The sequence below is a fragment of the Bradyrhizobium sp. TM233 genome (assembly GCF_036247965.1).
In the GTDB taxonomy this organism is placed as follows: domain Bacteria; phylum Pseudomonadota; class Alphaproteobacteria; order Rhizobiales; family Xanthobacteraceae; genus Bradyrhizobium; species Bradyrhizobium ottawaense.
This window is the reverse complement of the sequence record NZ_BTIG01000020.1, coordinates 144692-166858: the sequence shown is the minus strand read 5'-3', so window position 1 is coordinate 166858 and position 22167 is coordinate 144692. Positions and strand designations below refer to the sequence as shown.

The window sequence follows — 22167 nt, the reverse complement described above, 5'->3', positions numbered from 1 at the left end:
TCGGTGCGCGGCGCGTGTCGTGAGGACACTATGCCGGCCGCCGCCGCCTCTGGTTGACTCAAGTCAACCGATCTTTGTCGATCGATCTCGGCCCAGGGCGGTTGAAGGCCGCGCTCAGGCGGCCTTCGCTGCGGCTGCCGCCGGCTTGGGCGGCGGTGGCTTCAGCGGCTTGTCCTGCTTCTTCGACCACGAGATGTAATAGGCCACCGTCGTCATGATCGCGATGCCGGCAACGCTGACGAAGATCTGCGCGAGCAGCGAGCCCGAGCTCATCGACAGCTCGAAATGGCCGACGAAGGACAGGAACACGCCGACGCAGAACACGGCGAGCGACTGCTGGCCGCAAACGATCAGGGGATCGAACACCTTCCATTCCAGCCCCGGCCATTCCTTCGGCACGAAGCGGATCACCAGGATCACGATCACGACGAAGTGGATGAAGCGGTAGGGCGCAAGGTTGGTCTTGTCGTTCGGGTTGAAGGCCGAGAACAGCCACTCCGGAAACATGCCACCGAACGCGGGGAAGCGGCCGGCCATGGTCATGACCAGCGCGAACAGGAGATAGCCGAGACAGAGATAAAGCGTGATCGGCGCGTTGATCAGCGTCATCGAGCGCCGCGCGCCGCCCATCGCGCACCAGGCGCCGAACACGAACAGCACCTGCCAGCAATACGGGTTGAAGTACCACTGGCCAGCCGGATAGGCGTTCAGATTCCAGCCGAAGTGACGCGCCGTCAGCCACAGCACGATCGCCAGCACCATCGTCAAATCGGGCTTGCGCAGCATGAACCACAGCACCGGCGGGAATAGCCCCATCAGCACGATGTAGAGCGGCAGCACGTCGAGATTGAGCGGCTTGAAGCGCAGGAACAGGCCCTGGCGCAGCGTCTCGGTGGCGTTGTCGACGAGGCCGGCGACGTTGAACTCGTTGATCATCTCGGAATCGCCGAAGCGCAGCGCCAGATAGCTGATCGAGGCGATATAGATCACGAACAGGATGATGTGGGCGACGTAGAGCTGCCAGACCCGCTTGGTCAGCCTGGTGGCGCCGACGAGGAAGCCACGCTCCAGCATCATCCGCGCATAGACGAACGAGGCGGTATAGCCGGAGATGAACACGAACAGGTCGGCGGCGTCGGAAAAGCCGTAATTGCGCGTCGTGACCCAGTTCACGACGTTGTCGGGGATGTGGTCGAGGAAGATCGCCCAGTTCGCGACCCCGCGAAACAGGTCGAGCCTGAGGTCACGGCCTTTTTCAGGGAGCGTGGCGTTGATGTTCAGGAAGGCCATGCGACGGAAGCTCTCGGAGGGGACGGTTACACTGATGTCGGCGAAGCAGTGCCGCCGGGCGGGACCCCAGCGCGAAAGGCGGGTACGCAATTGTCACGGTGCAGCATAATGACTATACCGTCGGAGAAGGTTGCCCGGGGCCGGAATCACCGATCAGTTCCCAATCGGTGTCTGTATACTATGCCCGCGGTTTCCACCAACTGCTACCGTGACGCATCGAAATCGAACGAAAAGACGAAGAGGCCGGACCGCCAATGACCGCACGCATTTTCAAGCCCGCCAAGAACGCGATGCAATCTGGTCGGTCCAAGACCCGGGAATGGCAGCTCGACTACGAACCCGAGCAGCCGCGTTCGGTCGAGCCGCTGATGGGCTGGACCTCGTCCGGCGACATGAAGCAGCAAATCACGCTGCGCTTCCATTCCAAGGAAGAGGCGGTCGCCTATTGCGAGCGCAAGGGCATCGCCTACCAGGTCATCGAGCCGCAGGATTCGATCCGTCGCCCGGCGGCCTATGCCGACAATTTCTCGTTCCGGCGCGGCGAGCCCTGGACGCATTGAGCGGGCGGCTGCTCCGACCTTAATCGACGTGATGTACTCGTCATGCCCGGGGCTCGTCCCGCCTGCGCGGCCGAAGCCGCTTCGGCGAGGCGAAGGCCCGGGCATCAACGTTTTGGGCGCGTGAACGAACAGTGGGCGGGACAGGCCGGCCATGACGGTGGGGGGAGGCATTCCTCCCGAACGCGATGGCGTCGCGCTCCGGGTTCGGACCCTTGGCACCAATTCCGCCGCGTGCTTCGCTGCCCCGCATGACACGAGCATGACGAGGGTAGGGTATGGCCGGGCGTGACCAGCTCGACGGCGTCGATCTGAAGATACTATCCGAGCTGCAGCAGGACGGGCGTATCCGCAACAACGAGCTGGCGCTGCGCGTCGGCGTATCCGCGCCCAACTGCCTGCGGCGGCTGAAATCGCTGTTCGGCCGCGGCGTGATCCGGGCGGTGCGCGCCGTCATCGACGAGCGGCTGCTCGGCTATGAGGTCGTGTCGTTCGTCTCGATCCAGCTCGGCAGCCAGGCCCAGCCGGTGCTGGAGGCGTTCGAGGGCTCGATCGCCGCGATCCCGCGCATCCAGCAGTGCTGGCGCATTTCCGGCGACACCGATTATCTCTTGAAATGCGTCGCGCCGAGCGTCGAGAGCATGCGCCAGCAGCTGCTGCATTTCGCCGCGATGCCCGATGTGAAGAACGTCCGCAGCTTCCCGGTGCTGGGTGTCGCGAAGGATGTGCCACTGCCGTTGCAGAACGTCGCGGCGGCGTCTGCGGGCTAGCGGCAGGCCACGCCCGAGGGCAGCCCGCACTGCATTTGAATCAATTGCGAAAGAGTGGAGGCGATCGCCCCGGCGGCACTATAATGCTGATCAACTCACCTAATTGAGAAATGTGATTATCACATCCCAGCAATGCGCTGAGCCGTGATTGATGGTTCCCGTGGTTGGCCTACATGCGAGGTGTGAGCCTCAGCGCGCGTTGCGAGTCGAGGGCTCGCATGTGGGACTTCTTAAGCAGGAAAAGACATCATGACCTCGGTTTCGAAGACGTTCGCAGTTTCCGCCGCGACGCTGTTTGCGTCTGCGTTTCTGGTGCTGACGGCACCGACTGCGAAAGCGGAAGATTATTGCATTACGAACGGCGCCCAGGCCGCTCACGGCTGCGGCTATCCGACGATGGAAGCCTGCCGCGCCGCTGCCGGCGGTATCGGTGGAACGTGCGCGCAGGGCGGTGGGAAGAGCGCGACCGACTCTCTCGCCTATCAGCCGAAGCACTCGCAGTCGCGCAGCAAGCTTCGCCACGGCGGGCAGACCAACTCGAATTGATCAGAGTTAGGACTAGTGGTTTCGACCTTTACGGCCTTCGGGAGTGATCCCGGGGGCCGTAAACGTCTGAGGAGTACGGTGCCTCAGAGTGCTCGCCCTCTCGGCATCGCACGGAAGACCGCGACGTGCTTTTCCGGATGATGTCTTAGCGATACCGCCCTCGAAACTCGCGGGGACTAGCGCCGGTCCAGCTGCGGAAGGCGCGCGAAAAACTCTTCTCGTTGCGGAAGCCGGCGATCTCCGCGATCCGCTTGATCGGCGCGCGGCCGCGCATCAGCTCCTGCTTGGCGAGCTCGAACTTTGCCTCTTCCTTGAGATCGCGCAGCGAGGTGGCCTCCTCGCGCAGGCGCCGATGCATGGTGCGCGTTGAAAGCGCGAGCTCGCTTGCGACGTCCTCGGCGCCGAGACTGCGTCCGCGCGCATTGCGCAGCACGCGGCGGACACGCTCGACCAGCAGCCGGTCGCGCCGATAGGGCAGCACGGTCAGCCGCAACGCGCCCTTGAGCATGTTGTCGAGATCGGCCGCGCTGCGGGTGAGCGGCAGCGACAGGTAGTGCTTGTCGAAGACGATGGCCGCGCCGCCCGCTCCGAAGCGGACGTTGCGACAAAAGATGGTCGGATAGACCGAGACGTGGTGCGGCTCGGGATACGGAAATTCGGCTGCGCGGAGCGCGATCCTGGAATCGACCGCCCAGCAGGAGAAGCCGAGCACGTAGCGGAGCAGGGTGACCAGACAGAACTCACGCAGCGGCCCGAGATCGCGCTGCTCCCGGATCGACACCACCGCGGTCTCCTCGCCGACCGCGAGATCGAGCAACACGTCCTCGGTGATAAGGCTGTGATGCCGACACCAGCGCTTGAGCGCCACCTCCAGCGTCGGCGCCGTGATCGAGGCGCGGCACAGCATGCCGTAGGTGCCGAAGGGCAGGCGGCGCGAGAACCAGCCGAGCGCCTCGTCGTCGAGCTCGCGCATGGCATGGCCCGCCAGGGCCTCGAACTGGGCGGCCGTGACCCGCCCATCCGGAGAATTGACAAGGTCCGGCGCTACCTGACCCCGCTGCAACGCCTCGGCCGGATCCCGTCCGTATCGCGCATAGGCGGCAACCACGCCCCGCACGAAGGCGGCGGGGGTGACGGCGCGGCGCGGGATCGCGGTTGCGGCTTGAAAAGGCATTGCGAACCTTTGGGAACTCCCTCGGGAAAATCCTCGCCAAGTTTGGCGGAAAATGCAACCTTTTCGACCGCAAGAGGGCCCTGACCCCGCTAGGTTCGGTCCCCAAAATACGGAGGAATCGCCTTGAACATCCCGAGCATCGATTTCGATCTGGGCGAAGACATCAGCCTGCTGCGCGACACGCTCCGCGCCTTCGTCGAGGCGGAGATCACGCCGCGGGCCGCCGAGATCGAAAAGGCCAATCTGTTCCCGGCGGACCTCTGGAAGCGCCTCGGCGACCTCGGCCTGCTCGGCATGACCGCGCCTGAGCAATATGGCGGCTCGAACATGGGCTACCTCGCCCACATCGTCGCCATGGAGGAGGTTTCGCGCGGCTCGGCCGCCGTAGGCCTGTCCTACGGCGCCCATTCCAACCTCTGCGTCAACCAGATCCGCCGCAACGGCAATGACGCGCAGCGCCAGCGCTATTTGCCGAAGCTGATCTCCGGAGACTATGTCGGCGCGCTCGCGATGTCCGAGCCGGGTGCCGGCTCCGACGTCGTCTCGATGAAGCTGCGCGCCGACAAGCGCGGCGACCGCTACGTGCTCAACGGCTCGAAGATGTGGATCACCAATGGCGGCGACGCCGACGTGCTGGTGGTCTACGCCAAGACCGATCCGGCGGCCGGCCCGCGCGGCATGACCGCTTTCCTGATCGAGAAGGGCTTCAAGGGTTTTACCCACGGCCAGCATCTCGACAAGCTCGGCATGCGCGGCTCCAACACCTATCCCTTGTTCTTCGACGAGTGCGAAGTGCCGGAGGAGAACGTGCTCGGCAAGGTGGGCGAGGGCGTCAGGGTGCTGATGTCCGGCCTCGACTATGAGCGCACGGTGCTGTCGGGCGGCCCGCTCGGGATCATGGCGGCCTGCATGGACGCGGTCGTGCCCTACATGCACGAGCGCAAGCAGTTCGGCCAGCCGATCGGCGACTTCCAGCTGATGCAGGGCAAGCTCGCCGACATGTATGCGACCTGGCAGGCCACGCGCGCCTATGTCTATGCCGTCGGGCGCGCCTGCGACCGCGCCGACCACGCGCGCAGCCTGCGCAAGGACGCCGCCGCCGCGATCCTCTATTCCGCGGAGAAGGCAACATGGATGGCGGGCGAGGCGATCCAGGCGCTCGGCGGGGTCGGCTACACCAGCGAATTCCCTGTGGGGCGTCTGTGGCGCGACGCCAAGCTGTACGAGATCGGCGCGGGGACGTCCGAGGTTCGCCGCATGCTGATCGGCCGCGAACTGATGTCCGAGACGGCTTAAAACCTTCACCTCATTGGAATCAACATGCCGCTCCATTCCAGCATCGATCCGTCTTCATCAGACTTTGCGCGCAATTCCGAGGCCATGCGCGGCCTCGTCGCGGACTTGCGCGAAAAGCTCGCCCAAGTCGCTGGCGGCGGCGGCGAGGTCTCGCGCAACCGCCACACCTCGCGCGGCAAGATGCTGGCGCGCCAGCGCGTCGACCTCTTGGTCGACCCCGGGACCTCGTTCCTGGAGCTGTCGCCGCTCGCGGCTTACGGCCTCTATGGCGGCGACGTGCATTCGGCGAGTGTCGTGACCGGGGTGGGGCGGGTTGCCGGCCGCGAATGTGTCATCGTCGCCAACGACGCCACCATCAAGGGCGGCACCTATTATCCCATGACGGTGAAGAAGCATCTGCGCGCGCAGGACGTGGCGCGGCAGAACAACCTTCCCTGCGTCTACATGGTCGATTCCGGTGGCGCCTTCCTGCCGCTGCAGGACGAGATCTTTCCGGACGAGCGGCATTTCGGCCGCATCTTTTACAACCAGGCGCAGATGTCCTCGCAGGGCATTCCGCAGATCGCGATTGTGATGGGCTCCTGCACCGCCGGCGGTGCCTATGTCCCCGCGATGTCGGACGAGAGCATCATCGTGCGCAACCAGGGCACCATCTTCCTCGGCGGCCCGCCGCTGGTGAAGGCCGCGACCGGCGAGGTCGTCAGCGCGGAAGAACTCGGCGGCGCCGACGTGCATTCGCGCCAGTCGGGCGTCACGGACCACTATGCCCAGAACGATGCCCATGCGATCGGCATCGCGCGGCGCATCGTCGGCACGCTGAAGCCGTCGGTGCGGCCGAATCTCAACATGCACAAGCCGCGCGAGCCACTATTCGCCGCGGAAGAGATTTACGGCGTGGTGCCGGTCGACGGCCGCAAGCCGTTCGACGTGCGCGACATCATCGCCCGCGTCGTCGACGGTTCCGAGTTCGACGAGTTCAAGAAGCTCTACGGCACGACGCTGGTGTGCGGCTTCGCCCATATATGGGGCTATCCGGTCGGCATCATCGCCAACAACGGCATTCTCTTCAGTGAAAGCTCGCTGAAGGGCGCGCACTTCATCGAGCTGTGCTGCCAGCGCGGCATTCCCCTGGTGTTCCTGCAGAACATCACCGGCTTCATGGTCGGCAAGAAATACGAGGCCGGTGGCATCGCGCGCGACGGCGCAAAACTGGTGACGGCGGTTGCGACGGCGTCGGTGCCGAAATTCACCGTGGTGATCGGCGGCTCTTACGGTGCCGGCAATTACGGCATGTGCGGCCGCGCCTACTCACCGCGATTCCTCTGGATGTGGCCGAACGCGCGCATCTCGGTGATGGGCGGCGAGCAGGCCTCGATGGTGCTGAGCCAGGTTCGCCGCGACAATATCGAGGCCAAGGGCGATAGCTGGTCGAAGGAAGAGGAAGATAAATTCCGCGAGCCCATCCGCGCGCAATATGAGAGCCAGGGACACCCGTATTACGCGACCGCGCGGCTGTGGGACGACGGCGTGATCGACCCCGCTGACACGCGCCTCGTGCTCGGCCTTGGCCTCTCGGCGGCGTCGAATGCGCCGATCGAGCCGACGAAATTCGGCCTGTTCAGGATGTGATGCGATGGACCACTCAAAGCTCTACCGTCGTTTTCGCACGCTCCTGATCGCCAACCGCGGCGAGATCGCCTGCCGCGTCATCCGCACCGCGCGCGCCATGGGGCTGCGCACGGTCGCCGTCTATTCCGAGGCCGATCGCGACGCGATGCATGTCGCGCTCGCGGATGAGGCCGTGCTGCTCGGGCCCGCGCGTGCCCGCGACAGCTATCTCAACGTCGAGCGGCTGATCGATGCGGCGCGCAAGACCGGCGCCGAGGCCGTGCACCCCGGCTACGGCTTCCTGTCGGAAAATGCCGAGTTCGCGCGAGCCTGCTTCGATGCAGGGCTGGTCTTCGTCGGCCCGACCGCCGGGATGATGAATGCGATGGGCTCGAAGTCCGGCTCGAAAGAGCTGATGGAGAAGGCCGGCGTGCCGCTGGTGCCCGGCTATCACGGCGAAGCCCAGGACGAGGCGACGCTTTCGAAGGCGGCCGACAAGATCGGCTTCCCGATTTTGGTGAAGGCCTCCGCCGGCGGCGGCGGCCGCGGCATGCGCATCGTGCGTTCGGCCGACGAGCTTGCGCCCGCGATCGTCAGCGCCAAGCGCGAGGCCAAGGCCGCGTTCGGCGACGACCGCATGCTGATCGAAAAATATGTCGATAATCCCCGGCATATCGAGGTGCAGGTGATCGGCGACAGCCACGGCAATCTGCTGTCGCTGTTCGAGCGCGAATGCACGCTGCAGCGCCGGCACCAGAAGGTGATCGAGGAGGCGCCGTCGCCGACGCTCAATCCTGCCCAGCGCGAGGCGGTCTGCGCCGCCGCGCGAAAAGCGGCGGGAGCTGTGAACTACGTCGGTGCCGGCACGATCGAGTTCGTCTCCGACGGCAAGGACGTGTTCTTCATCGAGATGAACACACGCCTGCAGGTGGAGCATCCCGTGACCGAGCTGATCACCGGGATCGACCTCGTGGAATGGCAGCTGCGCGTCGCCTTCGGCGAGGCGCTGCCGCTGAAGCAGAACGAGATCAAGCTCAACGGCCACGCCGTCGAGGCGCGCGTCTACGCGGAAAATCCCACCAAGAACTTCATGCCGTCGGTCGGCAGGATCTCGACCTGGCGGCTGCCGGCCGAGACCGGTGGCCTGCGCATCGACGCCGGCTACCGCGAGGGTGATACGGTCTCGCCCTATTACGACGCCATGCTCGCCAAGATGATCGCGTGGGCGCCGACGCGGGACGTTGCGATCGAACGGCTGAACCGCGGGCTCGAAGAGTCCGACGTCCGCGGCATCGTCACCAACATCCCGTTCCTGTCTGCGCTGATGACGCATCCGAAGGTGCGAACCAATGCGATCGACACCGGCTTCATCGAGCGTGAGCTGGCGGTGCTGACACAGGCCGCGCCGGCGCCGGGTGAGCTGGAGCTGTGCGCCGCGGTTGCCGCTATCATCAGCGACGAGCAGCGGGCTGCCCAAGCGGAGGCGAATTCGCCCTGGCAAACCTTTGGCTGGCAGCCGGTCGGCCGCCGGCAGCGCAGCTTTGCCTTCCGCGTCGGGCACGGGCCCGAGCAGAAGATCGTGCTGAACTACGGCAGCGGCCCGTCCACGCTGGTGATCGGCGAACGCGAATTGGCGTTCGCGATCGCGCCACGCGACGGCGGCTTCGACCTGACGCTTGACGGCGTCAAATCCTCGGTCGCCGCGGTCATCGCCGGCCATGAGCTCTACTTGCGCACGCGCAACGGCCGCTTCGACCTGCATTGGGTCGATCCGTTCGGCGGTGAGACCGAAGAGCAGACCGGCGAGGACAAGATCGCAGCGCCGCTGCCGGGCACCGTCGTCGCCGTGCTGGCCGAGGAGGGGGCGAAGCTCGAGAAGGGCGCGCCGATCCTGACGCTGGAAGTGATGAAGATGGAGCAGACGCTGCGCGCGCCCTATGCCGGCGTCTTGAAGTCCATCAAGTGCAAGGTCGGCGACATCGTGCAGGAGGGCGTCGAGCTCGCGGTGGTCGATCCTGCGGGAGAGTGACATGAGCGACCCCGTCCGCATCATCGAAATGGGGCCGCGCGACGGCCTCCAGAACGAGAAGACGCCCGTCAGCGTCGAAGACCGTATCGCCTTCGTGGAGGCGCTGGTCGCGGCTGGCCTCGATACGGTCGAAGTCGGCGCCTTCGTCTCGCCCAAGGCGATCCCGCAAATGGCGAGCTCGGATGCCGTGCTGCGCGGCGTGAGCGGCATCAAGGGCGCCGAATTCCACGTGCTGGTGCCCAACGAGAAGGGCTATGACGCTGCGCGGGCCGCGGGCGCGGAGGTGGTCTCGGTGTTCGCCGCGGCGTCCGAGGGCTTTTCCCGCGCCAACATCAATTGCACGGTCGCCGAGTCCATCGAGCGGTTCAAGCCGGTGCTGGCGCGCGCGAGGGACGACGGCGTCAAGGTGCGCGGCTATATCTCCTGCGTGCTCGGCTGCCCGTTCGATGGGGAGATCAAGCCGAAGGCCGTCGCTGATCTCGCGAGCACGCTGGGGGATCTTGGCTGCTACGAAATCTCGCTCGGCGACACCATCGGCGTCGGCACGCCTGATAAGGCCAAGGAGATGCTGCGCGCGGTTGCCGCCAACGTTCCCGCCGCCAATCTCGCAATGCACTTCCACGACACCTACGGCCAGGCGCTCGCCAATCTCTATGCCGGCCTGGAGCAGGGCGTCCGCGTCATCGACGCCGCCGCCGGCGGCCTCGGCGGTTGTCCCTATGCGCCGGGCGCGACCGGCAACGTCGCGACCGAGGACGTCGTCTACATGCTCGAGGGCATGGGCGTCCGGACCGGCGTCGACATGGACAAGCTGCTGGCGGCCACCAACGAGATGAGCGGCGTGCTCGGCAAGCCGCCCGTGAGCCGCGTGGCCTCCGCGCTGAATGCGAAGAGGAAGCGGGCGCTGACGTAAGGCCGCTTGCGGCGCTTTCAGGTGCCGTTACCTGCTCCCGTCAGGCCCCATCACCAGATCCGGCAGCCCGGTCGAGATCCCCGGGAAGAAGCAGAGCAGCAACACAGCGAGCATCATCAGCAGCACGAACGGCAGCGTGCCCCAGATCACCTCGCGCAAGGGGATATCCGGCGCGACGTTGCGGATGACGAAGATGTTGAGGCCGACGGGCGGATGGATCAGCCCCATCTCCATCACGATGGTCATGACCACGCCGAACCAGATGATGTCGAAATTGGCGGCGCGCAGCGGCGGCAGGATGATCGGCGCGGTCATGAGGATGATCGACACCGGCGGCAGGAAGAAGCCGAGCACGACGACCATGACGAGGATCGCGAACAGCAGCTCCCAGCGCGGCAGGTGCATCGCGACGATGGATTCGGCGACCGATTGCGAGATGTGCAGATAGCTCATCACGTAGGAATAGAGCAGCGACATGCCGATGATCATCATCAGCATGGTCGATTCCCGGATCGTCGACTTCATGATCGGGGCGAGGTCGCTCGGCCGCCACACGCTGTAGATCGCCGCGATCAGCGCCAGTGCCAGCAGGCCGCCGAGGCCGGCGGTCTCCGACGGCGTGGCGTAGCCGCCATAGAGCGCGATCATGACGCCGGTCAGCAGCAGCACGAACGGGATCACGCGCGGCAGCACGCTGAAACGTTCGGCGAGCGTGTATTCGTCGCGGGCGAGGATGGCGGCCTCCGGGCCGCCGTTCTTGTAGATCGCTTCGGCCGCGGCATATTCCCGGCGGAAGCGGATCACGGCATAGGCGCCGAACAGGGTGACCAGGAGCAGGCCGGGGCCGATGCCGGCGAGGAAGAGCCGTCCGAGCGATTTTTCGGCTGCGACCGCGAACAGGATCATGGTGATCGAGGGCGGCAGCAGGATGCCGAGCGTGCCGCCGGCAGCGATGATGCCTGCGGCGAAGCCGCCGGAATAGCCGCGCTTGCGCATCTCGGGGATGCCGGCCGAGCCGATCGCCGAGCAGGTCGCAGGCGAGGAGCCCGCCATCGCCGCGAACAGCGCGCAGGCGAAGACGTTGGCGACGCCGAGCCCGCCGGGCACGCGATGCAGCCAGGCATGCAGCGCCGAATAGAGATCCTGGCCGGCGCGCGACTTGCCGATCGCCGCGCCCTTCAGGATGAAGAGCGGGATCGACAACAGCGTGATCGAGGCCATTTCCTCGTAGACGTTTTGCGTCACCGTATCGAGGGACGCCGCCGGCATGTAGATGCCCATGAACACGACCGCGACCGCGCCGAGCGCGAACGCAATGGGCATCCCTGAGAACATCACCAGCAGGGTCGCAATACCGTAGGCGAGGCCGATACCGAAGACGCTCATGAACGCTTGGCTCCGGTGAAGGGCAGCGCAAGCTGCACGAGAATCTGGATGCAGAGCAGGCTCATGCCGAACGCCATCAGCGAATAGGGAATGGCGAGCGGCGGCGACCACATCGAGTTCGAGACCTGGCCGTCGACATAGGCCTCATGGGCCAGTGTCCAGGACTTCCATGTGAAGAACGCGCAGAACAGAAACGTCGCGGCATCGACCAGCCAGAGCCGGATCTTGTTCGCGAGCGGCGAGAGCAGGCCGACAAAGGCCTCGATGCCGATATGCCCGCGGTTCTGCTGCACATAGGCTGCGGTCATGAAGGTGGCGCCGACCAGCAGGAACACGGCGGCCTCGTCCTGCCAGTAATTGGCGGCCTTGAACAGGGCGCGGCTGAGCACGCTGTAACTCAGGATGGCGCAGGCCGCGACCAGCGCGATCGCGGCGAACACGACGATGATGTTGTTGAGGATGGCAAGACCGCGATCGATCGCCGCCGCAAGGCCTGTCCTTGCGGCAGCGATGGTGTGATCGTCACGATCCGGAAGCGGACCGTGGCTCATGCGGCGACATCGGTGGCGAGCTTGAGCAGGTTCGCCGCAGTCGCGGTCTTGGCGCTGTAGTCCTTCCAGGCGGTGTCGCGGGCGATGTCACGCCACTTGCCGACGGTCGCGGCATCCAGCACCGAGACCTTGGCGCCGGCCTTCTCGTAGACCTTTGCGACCTCGACGTCGTCGTCCTGCGCGCCCTTGCGGCCGAAGGCCTCGAGCTCGGCGCCAACTGCGAGCAGCACGTCCTGCTGGTTCTTCGGCAGCTTGTCGAAGATCGCCTTCGACATCATCAAGGGCTCGAGCATGAACCAGTAGGAAGCGCCCGCGCCCGAGGTCAGCGACTTCGCGACCTCTTCGAGCCGGAACGAGATCAGGCTGGTGGAGGAGGTGAGAGCGGCGTCGCAGGCGCCGGTCTGCATCGCCGCGTAGATTTCGTTCGAAGGCACCGACAGCACCGAGGCGCCGGCGGTCTGGAGCACCATGTCCATCTCGCGCGAGCCGCCGCGCACCTTCATGCCTTTGGCGTCTTCAGGCGCGACGATAGGCTTGGAGCGGCTGGCGAGGCCGCCGGCCTGCCACACCCAGGTGAGCAGGATGATGCCCTTGTCGGCGAGGAAGTCGGAGAGCGCCTTGCCGACCGGCTCCTTCTTCCAGCGCATGCCCTGGTCGTAGGTGGTGACGAGGCCAGGCATCAGGCCGATATTGGTCTCCGGCAATTCGCCGCCGGCGTAAGGCATCGGATAGAGGCTGATGTCGAGCGCGCCTTTGCGCATCGCGGAGAACTGCGCGTTGGTCTTGATCAGCGAGGAGTTCGGATAGATCTCAGCGGCAATGTCGCCATTGCTGCGCTTACTGACTTCGGCAGCGAACATGCGGCAGAGCCGGTCCCGGAAGTCACCTTTGTCGATGGTGCCGCCCGGGAATTGGTGCGAGATCTTCAGCGTGGTCGCGGCCTGCGCGGTACCGGTGCCGAAGCGGAGAATGGCGGGTGCGGCGACCGCGGTCGCGAGCAGATGGCGGCGCGTGAGCATGGCGTAATCCTCTTGAACGTTTCTTCGAACGGTTCTTGTTGGCGTGATTTGGGCGGGTCATATGACCGGCACGTAGGCCCATCCTAGCCGGTCTTTCACCCGATGTTCTCTCATCTGATAGTTCGAGACCGAATGCCGCGGCAAGGGGGTGGCCGTGCTGCGCTGCACACATCCAATTCCCGCCGCAGGCCCTGGCCTCCTTCGAGCGGCGGATCGCAGCAGGCTCGTCAAAAATTTTATCGGCGGCGGGGTAACAATGCGCGGCGTGCATCCGTCGAGATTGAATAGCGGCGTCCGTCGCTGACAAACACCATCTCAAAGGGAAGATGATCCATGACCATTCGCACCCGTATCGTGCTCGGCGTCTCCGCTGCCGCTCTCTCGCTTGGCCTCGCGCTCGCGCCGGCGGCCTTTGCTCAGGACAAGATGGGCAAGGATGACGGCATGATGAAAAAGGACACGATGTCCAAGGACGGCATGATGAAGAAGGACACCATGTCCAAGGACGACGGCATGAAGAAGGATCACATGTCGAAGGACGGGATGAAGAAGGACGACGGGATGATGAAGAAGAACTGATCTTCGACTGTCGTCTCCAGCAGGCAGACCCGCGTCGAAAATCCAGGGGCGGTCACGTGGACCGCCCCGGAACGGGTTAGTTCAAATTCAGTTGAACGCGACCGTGAATGCTACTTGCGCTTGGCCTTGCGGGCGGCGTAGCGGGCGTCACGCTTGGCCTTCTGCTCGGCCTCCATTTCAGCCTGCTTGGCGACCGCTTCCTCCGCCTCGCGGGCCATCCGGGCTGCCTCCGCGGCTGCGGCTTCCTCCGCGATACGCTTCTGCTCGGCCTTTTCGGCCTCGCGCGCTGCCTTTGTCTCGGCGCGCTTGGCCGCGAGTGCTTCGCGCTCGGCGCGTCGTGCCGCGACCGCCGGATCGTCATGACCCGGCTGCGACTTGAATTTGTTCAAAAGATTTTTGCGTGCTTCCTGTGCCGCCTTTTGTCGGTCGGAGAAGCCTGGTTCCCTAAATCCACTCATCGAACGAACCTTGTCTTCCTCACTTTCAGCCCTACATCACTGCGTGTTGGTACGTCGGCTGGGCATAGCGGGCGCCACGCGACGCAGAAGCGTGTACATCGGCGCGCGTCGCGAAGCCACCCATAATCGCAGCCGATCAGGTAGACGAAAAATCGCCGCCCCGACGATCTCGTAGCCCGGAAAAACTGCCGAATTGTGATGTCCCTCATAAGGGAGCACGAGGGGCGACGCCTAGCGTCCGCCCCGATACGAGACGGAGCACGGGCATGACGATCTTCCGCTTCCGCCAGAAGGCGCTCGTAATCGCCTTGGCCCTGGTAGCCGCGGCTGGCGCGGCGCTGCTGCTCGCTCGTCCGCAGCCCATCGAGAGCGCCGTTCTGGGGGCCGACTGGGAATGCACCCAGACCGCGTTCGTGCTCACGACCTGTGCACCGCGGCTCCAGCAGGCGATCCCGGCGGTCGAAACCTCCCGCAAGGATGCGATCCGGGCGACCCGAGGCTAACCTGACGAGCAGGGCTGAACAGGCTGATCAGGATGTGACGGGACGTCGCAGAGGTGATAAGCCGGCTCGCCCGCGCGGTAGGTAGCCATGTCCACTTCCAAGCCCGAGTCCGAGCTGGAGTCCAAGCTCAAGTCCAAACTCGAGTCCAGGCCCGAACCGGGCGCGAAGCCGAAATCCCAGCCGAAGCCTCAATCTGGTGATAACCGCCGCGGCGCGATCGCCGGCTTGATTATCGCGGTCCTGATCCTCGGTGTCGGCTGGTGGCTCGCGCGGGACCTCACCGCCGCCAGCAAAATGCAGGACTGCCTGATGTCCGGGCGGAGCAATTGCAACGTGATCGAGCCGGCCCGCTAGAAGCGCTCCAGTGCGGCCCGTCGAGCCGAAAAATTGCCGTGATCTTAATCATTTGTAACGCGACATGGCCGACCAAAGCAGGTCAGCTATGTCAGCCGGCATCAAGCCGAGCGCGATCCGAATCGTCTATCGCGCCAGGCACCACGGCAATTGCGAGAGCAATCGAAAAGTAGGGGGTCAAGCACGCATGAGTGCGTCCAGCCGCATGAAGATCATCTTTTCCTTGGTTTCGGCCATGTCGTTGCTCGCGCTTTCGGCGCAGGCCCAGGACGCCAGGCCGTCGAGGGACGCCGGCCAGCCTCCGGCCCGCCCGGGCGCGGGCGCACCACCTCCGGACAGTCAGAACATGCGCAGGGGCCCGCCGCCGCAGCAGGCGGCCCGGCCCGCGCCGCGGCCCGGTGGCCAGCCCCATGCGGGTCCCGGTCCGCACGGCGCCGGCGGCCCGCCGCCGGGACGTTATGTCGCCCGCGGTCCCGCTCCGACGCGCGACTGGGGCGGACAGGCCTATCGCGGCAATCGCTCCTGGGATGGCGGGCGCTGGCGCCACGAAGTCCACAACGGCCGCTCCGGCTGGTGGTGGGACGTTGGCGGCGTCTGGTATTATTATCCGCAGCGGATGGCCGGCCCGCCCGGCTACATCTCCGAGGAATATTACGACGACGTGCCGGTGGCCTATGCCCCGCCGCCGCCTCCGGTCGCCTATGCACCGCCACCTCCGCCGCCGCCGGCTGATCCCGGCGCGAGCGCGCTTGGCGGCGCCATCGTCGGCGGCGTGCTGGGCGGACTGATCTCGGGCAACGCAACGGGGGCTGCCGCGGGCGCGGTTCTCGGCGGCGCGACCGGAGCCATCGCTGGCGCCACCGCCGCATCCCAGCCCGGCTACTACTGGGCGCAGGGCAATTGCTACTACCGCTATCCGGACGGGCAGTACGTGGCGACCGATCCGCGGGCGTGCCGCTAAGGCACTGATCGCATCCTGACCTGAAAGAGGCGGGCGAAAGGCCCGCCTCTTTTTATTCTGGTGGTGTCAACCGAACGTCTCGATGCGCATCTCGGCGCGGCGTTCGGCGGCGCACAACAACTGCCTCAAAATAGCACTGGCTCCCGGTGCCGCTTCACGCGATTCTCAAAAGAAAAAACGTTGGGAAAGCGATTCGCGGGGACGTGGGACATGCTGGATGCAATCCAGATCAGCTTGGCGCTTTGGGCCATGATCGTTTGCGGCGGGATCAAGCTGGGGCAGATGTTGCACTGCCTGTTCTAGCGCACGATCGCGGCGACGAGCCTTGCTCGCCAACGCGACGGATTGCCTGCGTCACACCAGCCAGTTGAAGAACGCAATCGCGCCCCACACCAAGCCGGCGATCCAGGCCAGCATCACGATGCCGATGGTCCCGAGATAGGCGATACCGAGCAGGTCGGTCCTTTGTCGTTGCGTCGGGACGTTGGCCGGAGCTGCTGCGTCTTGTGTCATGACGGGAATTACCATCGATCCCCTCTGCGTGCTGCTGGGAGCGTCGACACAAGGTTTAACCGAGATGCAGGTCGCAGACTGTGACACAATTCACAGATCGCCTGGATGAAGCCCAGCCAAATGGCTTCGCAATCAGCGCATGCATGCAGTGAGGCAATCGCGCCGGGGCGTTTGTATCAGTCCGGGAGACGCGGACGTTACCCCGCAATCATACGGACGAAATTGCCATGTGCTTGTCCAGATGGCCGGCTAGAGTCGGTCTCATGTGTACCAAGTACGACCCACAGCACGAAGCGGAGGCCGCGATGAAGCGGGCCGCGGCATCGGAAGGCGCCGACCGGCAACGGCTGATCCAGTTGGCGCTGGCCTGGCACGAGCTGGCCCGCGACCAGCGCGACGAGCGGGCGGACTGAGGGCATTCGCAGGGAAATTTCGCGTCAGACGAATTTCGCGTCAGACGATGACGGACCGAACTCGGCCGGCCAGCTGATCTGCATGAGAAAGCCCCGTGCTCGGGGGACAAGCACGGGGCCCTTCAAAGCCGACCGGGGCTGGCAGGTCGGCACCACTTGATTTCAAGCCATCCAACGTGCCGGTCGTGATCTCGTTCCATGCCGCTGCTCATTTTGTTGTGCCGTGTTCGATACGCCTGGCATTGCGCAAGGCGACCCGCCTCGCTCGCGCTCAAACAGGAACCTCCGTTCCCCGCGGACGTTGGCCGTCCATGACCGACCCCGAGTTACGCGCACAGTCCTTCGACATTGCCTGGAAATATCTCGACCGATCCGGCTTGCTCACAGGCGAGCACGAGGACTCCGCCCGCTTCATCCTGAACAGGATCGACAGGTTGATGCTGCGAGGAGAGCGGCGCAGGCTGCTGCTGTCGAACGCTGCGATCGACGCCTACCTGCTGCGGCCGACGCTCGTGCCCATGGATACCTGAATGGATCCGTGAATGGCTACGTGATCGATCCGACGAAACGCGACGTTAAGAAATGCGCGGCGCCGACTTTACGATTACGATTCGTGCTTTTTGGAACGAAGCGGAGTCGGATCGTGAACAAACAAAAAGCCCCCGAAGGGGCTCAATGTTCAGGCGGCTTCCGTCTTCGGTACGGCGTCGGCATTCATTGAAAGCTTGACGACATCGCCTTCGACGGCACCGACATATTTCGTGTCGATGTAGTGATGGTGGTCCTTGTGACCTTCCGGGCTGTCCTTGCGCGTCAGCTTGATGCGGTTGCCCTCGACGCGGTCGACGGTGCCGACATGTGCGCCGTCCTTGCCGATGATTTTCATGTGCTCTCTGATCTCAGACATGTTGTCCTCCTTTGCCTGGTCTCAACAGCGAACATCGACCTTCGTTGCAGGCGGACGCAGATAGGACCCAACGTGCTGTCCGCGCGTTTGACGTCCGATCGGATTTGCCAAGACGCGCAATGGAGACCATTGAAGCCTATCTCGAACGGAAGCACAGGGAACTCGGGCTGTTGAATGACTGCCTGAGCCATCGGCTCGATCTGACGCGTCCGCGATCGGTCGACGAGGTCGTCAGGTCCAAATTCCAGATCACTGCGGCGCTCAGGGCAGAGCACGAGCTGCACGAGTGGAAGGCAACGGAAACAGCCTGGTCGCACAGCGCCGATCCCGTCAGCGGGCCCTTCAAGTTCAGTTACGATTACCAGCGGGCCGATCTTACGGTGCGCGGTCCTTCCTTCTATGAGTTCGAATGCGGCTGCATGAGCGCGGCGATCTATACTGCCTCGGGCATGGCTGCGATCTCCGCCGTCCTGCTGGCCTCCGCGCAAATCGTCGAGAAGGCTGATTTGCTGGTGCTTCCCGGCTCCTATGGCGAGACGCTGGAGCTGATCCGGGGCCTTATTCCTCATCTGCGGCTCGTGGCTTTGAAGCCGCCGTTCGGCGATAATTTTGCTTCGGCGAATTCACCGCGAATCCTCTTATTGGATTCCTGCTGTCTCGCCGGCGCTTTCGAGGCGGCGATCCGAAGTGACGGCTCGGGTCTCGATCTCGTGATTTTCGATACGACATGCTTCGCGGGCAGCTCGGGCCGGATCCGGCGTGTCCTGAGCTGGGCCCGGCGATACGGAATTCCGCTGGTGCTGGTGCGAAGCCACAACAAGCTCGATTCGCTCGGGGCGGAATACGGCCGCCTCGGCTCGGCGGTTTTCGTGCAGGGGAATGATGACCGGCGGCGGGCAGGGCGGCCTGAATGGACACGTCTTTCGGCTGAAACGCGCAACGCGGTGCGATTGCTCGGCGGCGCGGCGTTGCCGGCGCACTTTCCGCCCTTCGTGGGCAGCGCGGTCTACTGGGCCCTCACGAAGCGGCGTGTCGCGGCGATCTTGCGCAACGGCCGGAGCATGGCTCGCTATTTTGCTGCGAAGCTCCCGGCACTCTCTGCCGAACTCCATTTCGCCCATGGTCTCTATGTCACCTTGCGGGGCAGGCGCCCTCTCGACGAGGCGGGCGCGCGGCAGGCCGCCGAGGACATGAGCAACGAACTGCGCGCCGGGGGCCTCCCGATTCGCCATGCCGGCAGCTTCGGTTTCGACTTCGCCGCGACCGAGTGGTTTCACGACGCCGCCACGGACCAGTACAGCGTGCGGGTGGCGGTCTCGGATTTGCCGACGCAGGTGTGGGACGATCTCACCGCGGCCATTGCGCGCTGGTGGCAGGTTCGTCAGTCGACAGGTGGCGGAGGATGAATATGGTCGCTTGCGCGGAAGAAAGCGCCTCGATCAGTCGATCGCCAGGCAATGCTCCAGGGGCGGCTTTTCGTTGTTGTCGCGGCTGGGACGCGCCCACTCCTGAACGGCGAAGGAAAGGTGACGCTGGCCCATAGCGCCGCCAATGATCGATGCTTGAGCCATCTTGATGGGCCTCGTGACCACACTGGTGTTCACCACGCCCGCGTCAATGGCCAAATACGACATCGCGACGATTGCCACCGCAGATGCGATGGCCATTCTCGTCCATTCGGCTGGAAGCATCGAAGTCCTTAACCGGGCGCAATTCGCCCCGCGCTTAGATAGGGCTGTTCGGCACCGTTCAAAGGCCGGCGTATGGTTACCCACGCGTTCGTGAAGGGCGGTGGATTTAGAAATGAGACTGGCGATCCCAGCAGAAGTGACATTGCGAACGATCGCAATGACTTAGATTGGCAAATTGGGTTAACGCTCTCTATTGAACCTAAAGCGGTATTTGGGACGCTGGCAAACGGGAAGCCAGAGGGGGCACCCACGGCCATGTCGGCTGCCTTCGCCGCAGCGCTGGCGCGGAAGGCGGTGCGGCCATGAGCGAGCCGAGCAATCGTCTGCCTGTCCTGGCTAACGACATCCGGCGCGCGCATGCCGGCGTGCGAGAGGCAGCTAAGGTCGCCGCCTCCCACGCCATTGCGGCGGGCACGGCGCTCCTAGAAGCGAAGGCGCTCCTGAAGCATGGTGAGTGGCTGCCCTGGCTCAAGGCTCATGCCGGCGTATCGGAACGCACAGCTCAGCTCTACATGAAGATCGTTCGCCTCGGGCTCAAATCCGAAATGGTTGCGGATTTGGGGCTACAAGCAGCGGCGAAAACCGTCAGCGTCTATCGCGACCCGGAGTACGATCCCTTCCATGGGGCAAGTGATGCCGAAGTTCATGAGTGGTTGGCCTTTCGGCTATTCATAGGCCGCTTCGTCCGGCCGGATCACGCTGATCATCATGTCGAGTGGTTGCTCCAAGCTAAAAAAACCTACCCGCTAGCGGACTGGCTTAGCGGTAAGGGCGATCGGTGGCGACAGTTACAGGGATATCGCGCAGCCAAGGTCGGTCCGCGCTTTCTTTCAGAATGGGAGCAATTCAAGCGAGAATCGTCGCAGAAGTCGCGAGCCGACCTTGAGCGCGAAATCGACAGGCAAACTGAAGGCTTCCTTGTCGGAGAGGCGGTGCGGTCGTGACCGGCAGCAACGTAGTCGCGTTCCCATCCGCAAAGCCGCCATTTCTTGAGGTCTGTCCCGAGGAGGTCGACGGCTACAAGTTCGTAATCCGGTACCGAGACGAACGTTATCGCCCGATGGTTTTCCGGCGCTGCATGTCGCGGCGAGAGGCCTTGCAGCACGCGCGCAACTACGGCGGCATCCCGATTTTGGGCGAGGTGCGGAGATGACGAACCTGTTCGCGCATCAGATCGCAGCCCGGGCCGCTGGCGGCCGGGTTTCGGTCGTTAGCTTCCGCGACCCTGCCGACGGAAGCGAGACCTACGGGGCCGCCTACACTGCTGCCGGCGGTGTTGGCGGTCGCTGGCTATCTCCCCAGCGGTTCGTTGAACGGGCTCACGCAGATGCCGCCGTTGCCGTCCTTGCCGCATTCCTCGGGCTGGAGGTGCGCTGATGGACCTATCCCGTGGCTATATCGCGGTGCCTAGGGCGCTTCTCGGTGGCCATCCGGCATTCGCCAGCGAGCCCTATACCGAACTGCAGGCTTTTCTAAGCATGGCTGGTGATGCTGCATGGAAGCCCCGCAGGTTGCGCCTTCGTCGAGGCTTCGTTGAGCTGGAGCGAGGCCAGCTGCTCGCCTCCAGCCGCTACCTGGCGGAGCGCTGGCGGTGGCCAGAACCCCGTGTTCGGCGCTTCATCGACAGGCTCTCTGGTCGACGCGCAAACGACGCGCAGAACGACGCACCTAGCAACGCTCAAAACGACGCGTTGATTGACGCTCATCCCACCCCGAACGGAACGATCATAACCATCAGAAATTACGACGCATTTCAAAAAGAGGCAAAGACAGAAAAGTCCAGCGAAGACGCGCAGATTGACGCGCAATCTGACTCACCGATCGACGCACCCCTTGATCCAAAATCGACGCAAAGAGAAGAAGAAATAAATATAAATAATACTCCCCTGAAGGGGAGTGAGCGCGCGCGCGCGACGCTGATTCCGGAGGAGTTCACTCTCGACGATCAGAACTACAACTGGGCGCTCGAACAGCTTGGCAGCACAGACGCGGTGACAGCATCGCTCTCCCGCTTCCGAGACCATCACCGCGCCAAGGGCACTACCAGCCTTGATTGGCAGGCCACGGCCAGGCTGTGGATCGGTGATGACTTCCGTTCCCGACGCTACCACGCGAAACCAACACCTGAGGGTCGGCCTGAAGGGCCCAGCGAAACGGCTTGGCGCGCTGTGCTGTCTACGCTCGTAAAGACGGGCAGGTGGACTATCTACGTCACCGAGTTCGGGCCTGATCCAAGCTCTCCTAACTGCCGCGCGCCTCGGCATTTGCTCGAAGAGTATGGTTTGGCGAGGGCGGCAGCATGAGCCGCGCGCTTTCACAACCAACATCTGCAGCAGATAGGGTTACTTACCTCACTTCGCGACGGCAAGGCAGCAGAGTCGGTTGCTCCGCCCAAACTGTTCGGGTGTCAATGACGATATCTCGCGAGGCATTCGCAGAGCTTCGATCACAAGCCGACATGCACCATCGTTCGATATCACGACAAGCAGCGCGCTTGCTCGTCCAGACACTGACGCAGCACCCGGGGGGTATCCCCGATGTGGAAGCGACCTTGATCCCAAACCGGCGCGCACCATGCGTTTGCACTGGGATCAGAAATCAGAACGACCCCATGGGGTCAGAGGTAGATGGAAGCCCGACAAGTACCTG

26 protein-coding genes are annotated in these 22167 nt (G+C 64.1%); 17 read left to right on the top strand and 9 right to left on the bottom strand.

The genetic code is table 11. The annotated features are described in order from the left end of the window. Positions 1-114: 114 nt before the first annotated feature. The gene (locus AABA86_RS29445) at positions 115-1290 is read right to left on the bottom strand and encodes an OpgC domain-containing protein (RefSeq protein WP_212244217.1); all 1176 of its coding nucleotides are present in this window, start codon (positions 1288-1290) and stop codon (positions 115-117) included. 254 nt (positions 1291-1544) lie between these two features. Here AABA86_RS29445 and AABA86_RS29440 point away from each other — a divergent pair, with 254 nt between their 5' ends. The 3 genes from AABA86_RS29440 to AABA86_RS29430 all read left to right on the top strand — a co-directional run bounded on the left by AABA86_RS29440 (position 1545) and on the right by AABA86_RS29430 (position 3163). After that, entirely contained in the window at positions 1545-1850 is a 306-nt protein-coding gene (locus AABA86_RS29440) for an ETC complex I subunit (RefSeq protein ID WP_212244215.1), read from the top strand. A gap of 275 nt (positions 1851-2125) precedes the next feature. Further along, the gene (locus AABA86_RS29435; RefSeq protein WP_338309289.1) at positions 2126-2617 is read left to right on the top strand and encodes an Lrp/AsnC family transcriptional regulator; all 492 of its coding nucleotides are present in this window, start codon (positions 2126-2128) and stop codon (positions 2615-2617) included. A 249-nt stretch (positions 2618-2866) separates the two neighbouring features. Then, positions 2867-3163 (top strand): DUF3551 domain-containing protein, encoded by a 297-nt coding sequence (locus AABA86_RS29430; RefSeq protein ID WP_212244211.1) that lies wholly within the window; start codon positions 2867-2869, stop codon positions 3161-3163. 145 nt (positions 3164-3308) lie between these two features. On the opposite strand, the gene AABA86_RS29425 is transcribed toward AABA86_RS29430, so the two are convergent. Further along, complete coding sequence (locus tag AABA86_RS29425; RefSeq protein WP_212244209.1) at positions 3309-4337, bottom strand: AraC family transcriptional regulator; 1029 nt, start codon at positions 4335-4337, stop codon at positions 3309-3311. Positions 4338-4460: 123 nt separating this feature from the next. Here AABA86_RS29425 and AABA86_RS29420 point away from each other — a divergent pair, with 123 nt between their 5' ends. Genes AABA86_RS29420 through AABA86_RS29405 form a run of 4 tightly spaced genes read left to right on the top strand, consistent with a single transcriptional unit; the run spans position 4461 to position 10183 of the window. Beyond that, positions 4461-5633: an isovaleryl-CoA dehydrogenase gene (locus AABA86_RS29420; protein WP_338309288.1), complete on the top strand. Its 1173-nt coding sequence runs from the start codon at positions 4461-4463 to the stop codon at positions 5631-5633. Positions 5634-5657: 24 nt separating this feature from the next. After that, on the top strand, positions 5658-7262 hold the full coding sequence (locus tag AABA86_RS29415) for a carboxyl transferase domain-containing protein (protein WP_212244205.1): 1605 nt from the start codon (positions 5658-5660) through the stop codon (positions 7260-7262). A 4-nt stretch (positions 7263-7266) separates the two neighbouring features. Continuing rightward, the gene (locus AABA86_RS29410) at positions 7267-9270 is read left to right on the top strand and encodes an acetyl/propionyl/methylcrotonyl-CoA carboxylase subunit alpha (RefSeq protein ID WP_338309287.1); all 2004 of its coding nucleotides are present in this window, start codon (positions 7267-7269) and stop codon (positions 9268-9270) included. Between the two features lies 1 nt (position 9271). After that, positions 9272-10183: a hydroxymethylglutaryl-CoA lyase gene (locus tag AABA86_RS29405; protein WP_338309286.1), complete on the top strand. Its 912-nt coding sequence runs from the start codon at positions 9272-9274 to the stop codon at positions 10181-10183. A 27-nt stretch (positions 10184-10210) separates the two neighbouring features. Here the strand turns inward: AABA86_RS29405 and AABA86_RS29400 are convergent, their stop codons facing one another. Genes AABA86_RS29400 through AABA86_RS29390 form a run of 3 tightly spaced genes read right to left on the bottom strand, consistent with a single transcriptional unit; the run spans position 10211 to position 13139 of the window. Further along, positions 10211-11569: a TRAP transporter large permease gene (locus tag AABA86_RS29400; RefSeq protein WP_212244193.1), complete on the bottom strand. Its 1359-nt coding sequence runs from the start codon at positions 11567-11569 to the stop codon at positions 10211-10213. Further along, positions 11566-12120: a TRAP transporter small permease gene (locus AABA86_RS29395; protein WP_212244192.1), complete on the bottom strand. Its 555-nt coding sequence runs from the start codon at positions 12118-12120 to the stop codon at positions 11566-11568. The genes AABA86_RS29400 and AABA86_RS29395 overlap by 4 nt, the downstream gene beginning before the upstream one ends. Then, the gene (locus tag AABA86_RS29390) at positions 12117-13139 is read right to left on the bottom strand and encodes a TRAP transporter substrate-binding protein (protein ID WP_212244191.1); all 1023 of its coding nucleotides are present in this window, start codon (positions 13137-13139) and stop codon (positions 12117-12119) included. The genes AABA86_RS29395 and AABA86_RS29390 overlap by 4 nt, the downstream gene beginning before the upstream one ends. Before the next feature lie 333 nt (positions 13140-13472). Between AABA86_RS29390 and AABA86_RS29385 the strand changes: the two genes are divergently transcribed. Continuing rightward, positions 13473-13718 (top strand): pentapeptide MXKDX repeat protein, encoded by a 246-nt coding sequence (locus tag AABA86_RS29385; protein ID WP_018323138.1) that lies wholly within the window; start codon positions 13473-13475, stop codon positions 13716-13718. Between the two features lie 110 nt (positions 13719-13828). Here AABA86_RS29385 and AABA86_RS29380 read toward each other — a convergent pair whose 3' ends face one another. Continuing rightward, positions 13829-14176 (bottom strand): DUF6481 family protein, encoded by a 348-nt coding sequence (locus AABA86_RS29380; RefSeq protein ID WP_212244190.1) that lies wholly within the window; start codon positions 14174-14176, stop codon positions 13829-13831. Positions 14177-14442: 266 nt separating this feature from the next. Between AABA86_RS29380 and AABA86_RS29375 the strand changes: the two genes are divergently transcribed. From AABA86_RS29375 to AABA86_RS29365, 3 genes are all read left to right on the top strand, one after another. Next, positions 14443-14679, top strand: a complete 237-nt coding sequence (locus AABA86_RS29375; RefSeq protein ID WP_212244188.1) for a hypothetical protein — start codon at positions 14443-14445, stop codon at positions 14677-14679. An 87-nt stretch (positions 14680-14766) separates the two neighbouring features. Further along, positions 14767-15033 (top strand): DUF2273 domain-containing protein, encoded by a 267-nt coding sequence (locus tag AABA86_RS29370; RefSeq protein ID WP_212244187.1) that lies wholly within the window; start codon positions 14767-14769, stop codon positions 15031-15033. A 187-nt stretch (positions 15034-15220) separates the two neighbouring features. Next, on the top strand, positions 15221-15994 hold the full coding sequence (locus AABA86_RS29365; protein ID WP_212244186.1) for a hypothetical protein: 774 nt from the start codon (positions 15221-15223) through the stop codon (positions 15992-15994). Between the two features lie 354 nt (positions 15995-16348). Here AABA86_RS29365 and AABA86_RS29360 read toward each other — a convergent pair whose 3' ends face one another. Beyond that, a complete protein-coding gene (locus AABA86_RS29360; protein ID WP_212244184.1) occupies positions 16349-16507 on the bottom strand; it encodes a hypothetical protein in 159 nt (52 codons plus the stop codon). A gap of 263 nt (positions 16508-16770) precedes the next feature. Between AABA86_RS29360 and AABA86_RS29355 the strand changes: the two genes are divergently transcribed. Then, on the top strand, positions 16771-16920 hold the full coding sequence (locus tag AABA86_RS29355) for a hypothetical protein (RefSeq protein ID WP_212244182.1): 150 nt from the start codon (positions 16771-16773) through the stop codon (positions 16918-16920). A gap of 311 nt (positions 16921-17231) precedes the next feature. Beyond that, positions 17232-17450, top strand: a complete 219-nt coding sequence (locus tag AABA86_RS29350) for a hypothetical protein (protein WP_028144729.1) — start codon at positions 17232-17234, stop codon at positions 17448-17450. 149 nt (positions 17451-17599) lie between these two features. Here AABA86_RS29350 and AABA86_RS29345 read toward each other — a convergent pair whose 3' ends face one another. Then, positions 17600-17827, bottom strand: a complete 228-nt coding sequence (locus AABA86_RS29345; RefSeq protein WP_018323146.1) for a DUF2171 domain-containing protein — start codon at positions 17825-17827, stop codon at positions 17600-17602. A gap of 119 nt (positions 17828-17946) precedes the next feature. On the opposite strand from AABA86_RS29345, the gene AABA86_RS29340 reads away from it, so the two are divergent. Continuing rightward, on the top strand, positions 17947-19233 hold the full coding sequence (locus tag AABA86_RS29340) for a hypothetical protein (RefSeq protein WP_338309285.1): 1287 nt from the start codon (positions 17947-17949) through the stop codon (positions 19231-19233). A 33-nt stretch (positions 19234-19266) separates the two neighbouring features. Here the strand turns inward: AABA86_RS29340 and AABA86_RS29335 are convergent, their stop codons facing one another. Continuing rightward, positions 19267-19494 carry a hypothetical protein gene (locus AABA86_RS29335; RefSeq protein ID WP_246549975.1) on the bottom strand — a complete coding sequence of 76 codons (228 nt, stop codon included), beginning with the start codon at positions 19492-19494 and terminating at the stop codon, positions 19267-19269. A gap of 326 nt (positions 19495-19820) precedes the next feature. On the opposite strand from AABA86_RS29335, the gene AABA86_RS29330 reads away from it, so the two are divergent. The 3 genes from AABA86_RS29330 to AABA86_RS29320 all read left to right on the top strand — a co-directional run bounded on the left by AABA86_RS29330 (position 19821) and on the right by AABA86_RS29320 (position 21821). Then, a complete protein-coding gene (locus tag AABA86_RS29330) occupies positions 19821-20462 on the top strand; it encodes a DUF3102 domain-containing protein (RefSeq protein ID WP_338309284.1) in 642 nt (213 codons plus the stop codon). A 205-nt stretch (positions 20463-20667) separates the two neighbouring features. Continuing rightward, positions 20668-20895, top strand: coding sequence for a hypothetical protein (locus AABA86_RS29325; protein ID WP_338309283.1), 228 nt, complete (start codon positions 20668-20670; stop codon positions 20893-20895). Next, positions 20895-21821, top strand: coding sequence for a hypothetical protein (locus tag AABA86_RS29320; protein ID WP_338309282.1), 927 nt, complete (start codon positions 20895-20897; stop codon positions 21819-21821). The genes AABA86_RS29325 and AABA86_RS29320 overlap by 1 nt, the downstream gene beginning before the upstream one ends. Positions 21822-22167 lie beyond the last annotated feature (346 nt).

Bases quoted from the DNA above. Each gene is read 5' to 3' on its own strand.
- AABA86_RS29445 (WP_212244217.1), bottom strand. From the start codon at position 1,290: ATGGCCTTCCTGAACATCAACGCCACGCTCCCTGAAAAAGGCCGTGAC.
- AABA86_RS29440 (WP_212244215.1), top strand. From the start codon at position 1,545: ATGACCGCACGCATTTTCAAGCCCGCCAAGAACGCGATGCAATCTGGT.
- AABA86_RS29435 (WP_338309289.1), top strand. From the start codon at position 2,126: ATGGCCGGGCGTGACCAGCTCGACGGCGTCGATCTGAAGATACTATCC.
- AABA86_RS29430 (WP_212244211.1), top strand. From the start codon at position 2,867: ATGACCTCGGTTTCGAAGACGTTCGCAGTTTCCGCCGCGACGCTGTTT.
- AABA86_RS29425 (WP_212244209.1), bottom strand. From the start codon at position 4,337: ATGCCTTTTCAAGCCGCAACCGCGATCCCGCGCCGCGCCGTCACCCCC.
- AABA86_RS29415 (WP_212244205.1), top strand. From the start codon at position 5,658: ATGCCGCTCCATTCCAGCATCGATCCGTCTTCATCAGACTTTGCGCGC.
- AABA86_RS29410 (WP_338309287.1), top strand. From the start codon at position 7,267: ATGGACCACTCAAAGCTCTACCGTCGTTTTCGCACGCTCCTGATCGCC.
- AABA86_RS29405 (WP_338309286.1), top strand. From the start codon at position 9,272: ATGAGCGACCCCGTCCGCATCATCGAAATGGGGCCGCGCGACGGCCTC.
- AABA86_RS29400 (WP_212244193.1), bottom strand. From the start codon at position 11,569: ATGAGCGTCTTCGGTATCGGCCTCGCCTACGGTATTGCGACCCTGCTG.
- AABA86_RS29395 (WP_212244192.1), bottom strand. From the start codon at position 12,120: ATGAGCCACGGTCCGCTTCCGGATCGTGACGATCACACCATCGCTGCC.
- AABA86_RS29390 (WP_212244191.1), bottom strand. From the start codon at position 13,139: ATGCTCACGCGCCGCCATCTGCTCGCGACCGCGGTCGCCGCACCCGCC.
- AABA86_RS29385 (WP_018323138.1), top strand. From the start codon at position 13,473: ATGACCATTCGCACCCGTATCGTGCTCGGCGTCTCCGCTGCCGCTCTC.
- AABA86_RS29380 (WP_212244190.1), bottom strand. From the start codon at position 14,176: ATGAGTGGATTTAGGGAACCAGGCTTCTCCGACCGACAAAAGGCGGCA.
- AABA86_RS29375 (WP_212244188.1), top strand. From the start codon at position 14,443: ATGACGATCTTCCGCTTCCGCCAGAAGGCGCTCGTAATCGCCTTGGCC.
- AABA86_RS29370 (WP_212244187.1), top strand. From the start codon at position 14,767: ATGTCCACTTCCAAGCCCGAGTCCGAGCTGGAGTCCAAGCTCAAGTCC.
- AABA86_RS29365 (WP_212244186.1), top strand. From the start codon at position 15,221: ATGAGTGCGTCCAGCCGCATGAAGATCATCTTTTCCTTGGTTTCGGCC.
- AABA86_RS29360 (WP_212244184.1), bottom strand. From the start codon at position 16,507: ATGACACAAGACGCAGCAGCTCCGGCCAACGTCCCGACGCAACGACAA.
- AABA86_RS29355 (WP_212244182.1), top strand. From the start codon at position 16,771: ATGTGTACCAAGTACGACCCACAGCACGAAGCGGAGGCCGCGATGAAG.
- AABA86_RS29350 (WP_028144729.1), top strand. From the start codon at position 17,232: ATGACCGACCCCGAGTTACGCGCACAGTCCTTCGACATTGCCTGGAAA.
- AABA86_RS29345 (WP_018323146.1), bottom strand. From the start codon at position 17,827: ATGTCTGAGATCAGAGAGCACATGAAAATCATCGGCAAGGACGGCGCA.
- AABA86_RS29340 (WP_338309285.1), top strand. From the start codon at position 17,947: ATGGAGACCATTGAAGCCTATCTCGAACGGAAGCACAGGGAACTCGGG.
- AABA86_RS29335 (WP_246549975.1), bottom strand. From the start codon at position 19,494: ATGGCCATCGCATCTGCGGTGGCAATCGTCGCGATGTCGTATTTGGCC.
- AABA86_RS29330 (WP_338309284.1), top strand. From the start codon at position 19,821: ATGAGCGAGCCGAGCAATCGTCTGCCTGTCCTGGCTAACGACATCCGG.
- AABA86_RS29325 (WP_338309283.1), top strand. From the start codon at position 20,668: ATGACGAACCTGTTCGCGCATCAGATCGCAGCCCGGGCCGCTGGCGGC.
- AABA86_RS29320 (WP_338309282.1), top strand. From the start codon at position 20,895: ATGGACCTATCCCGTGGCTATATCGCGGTGCCTAGGGCGCTTCTCGGT.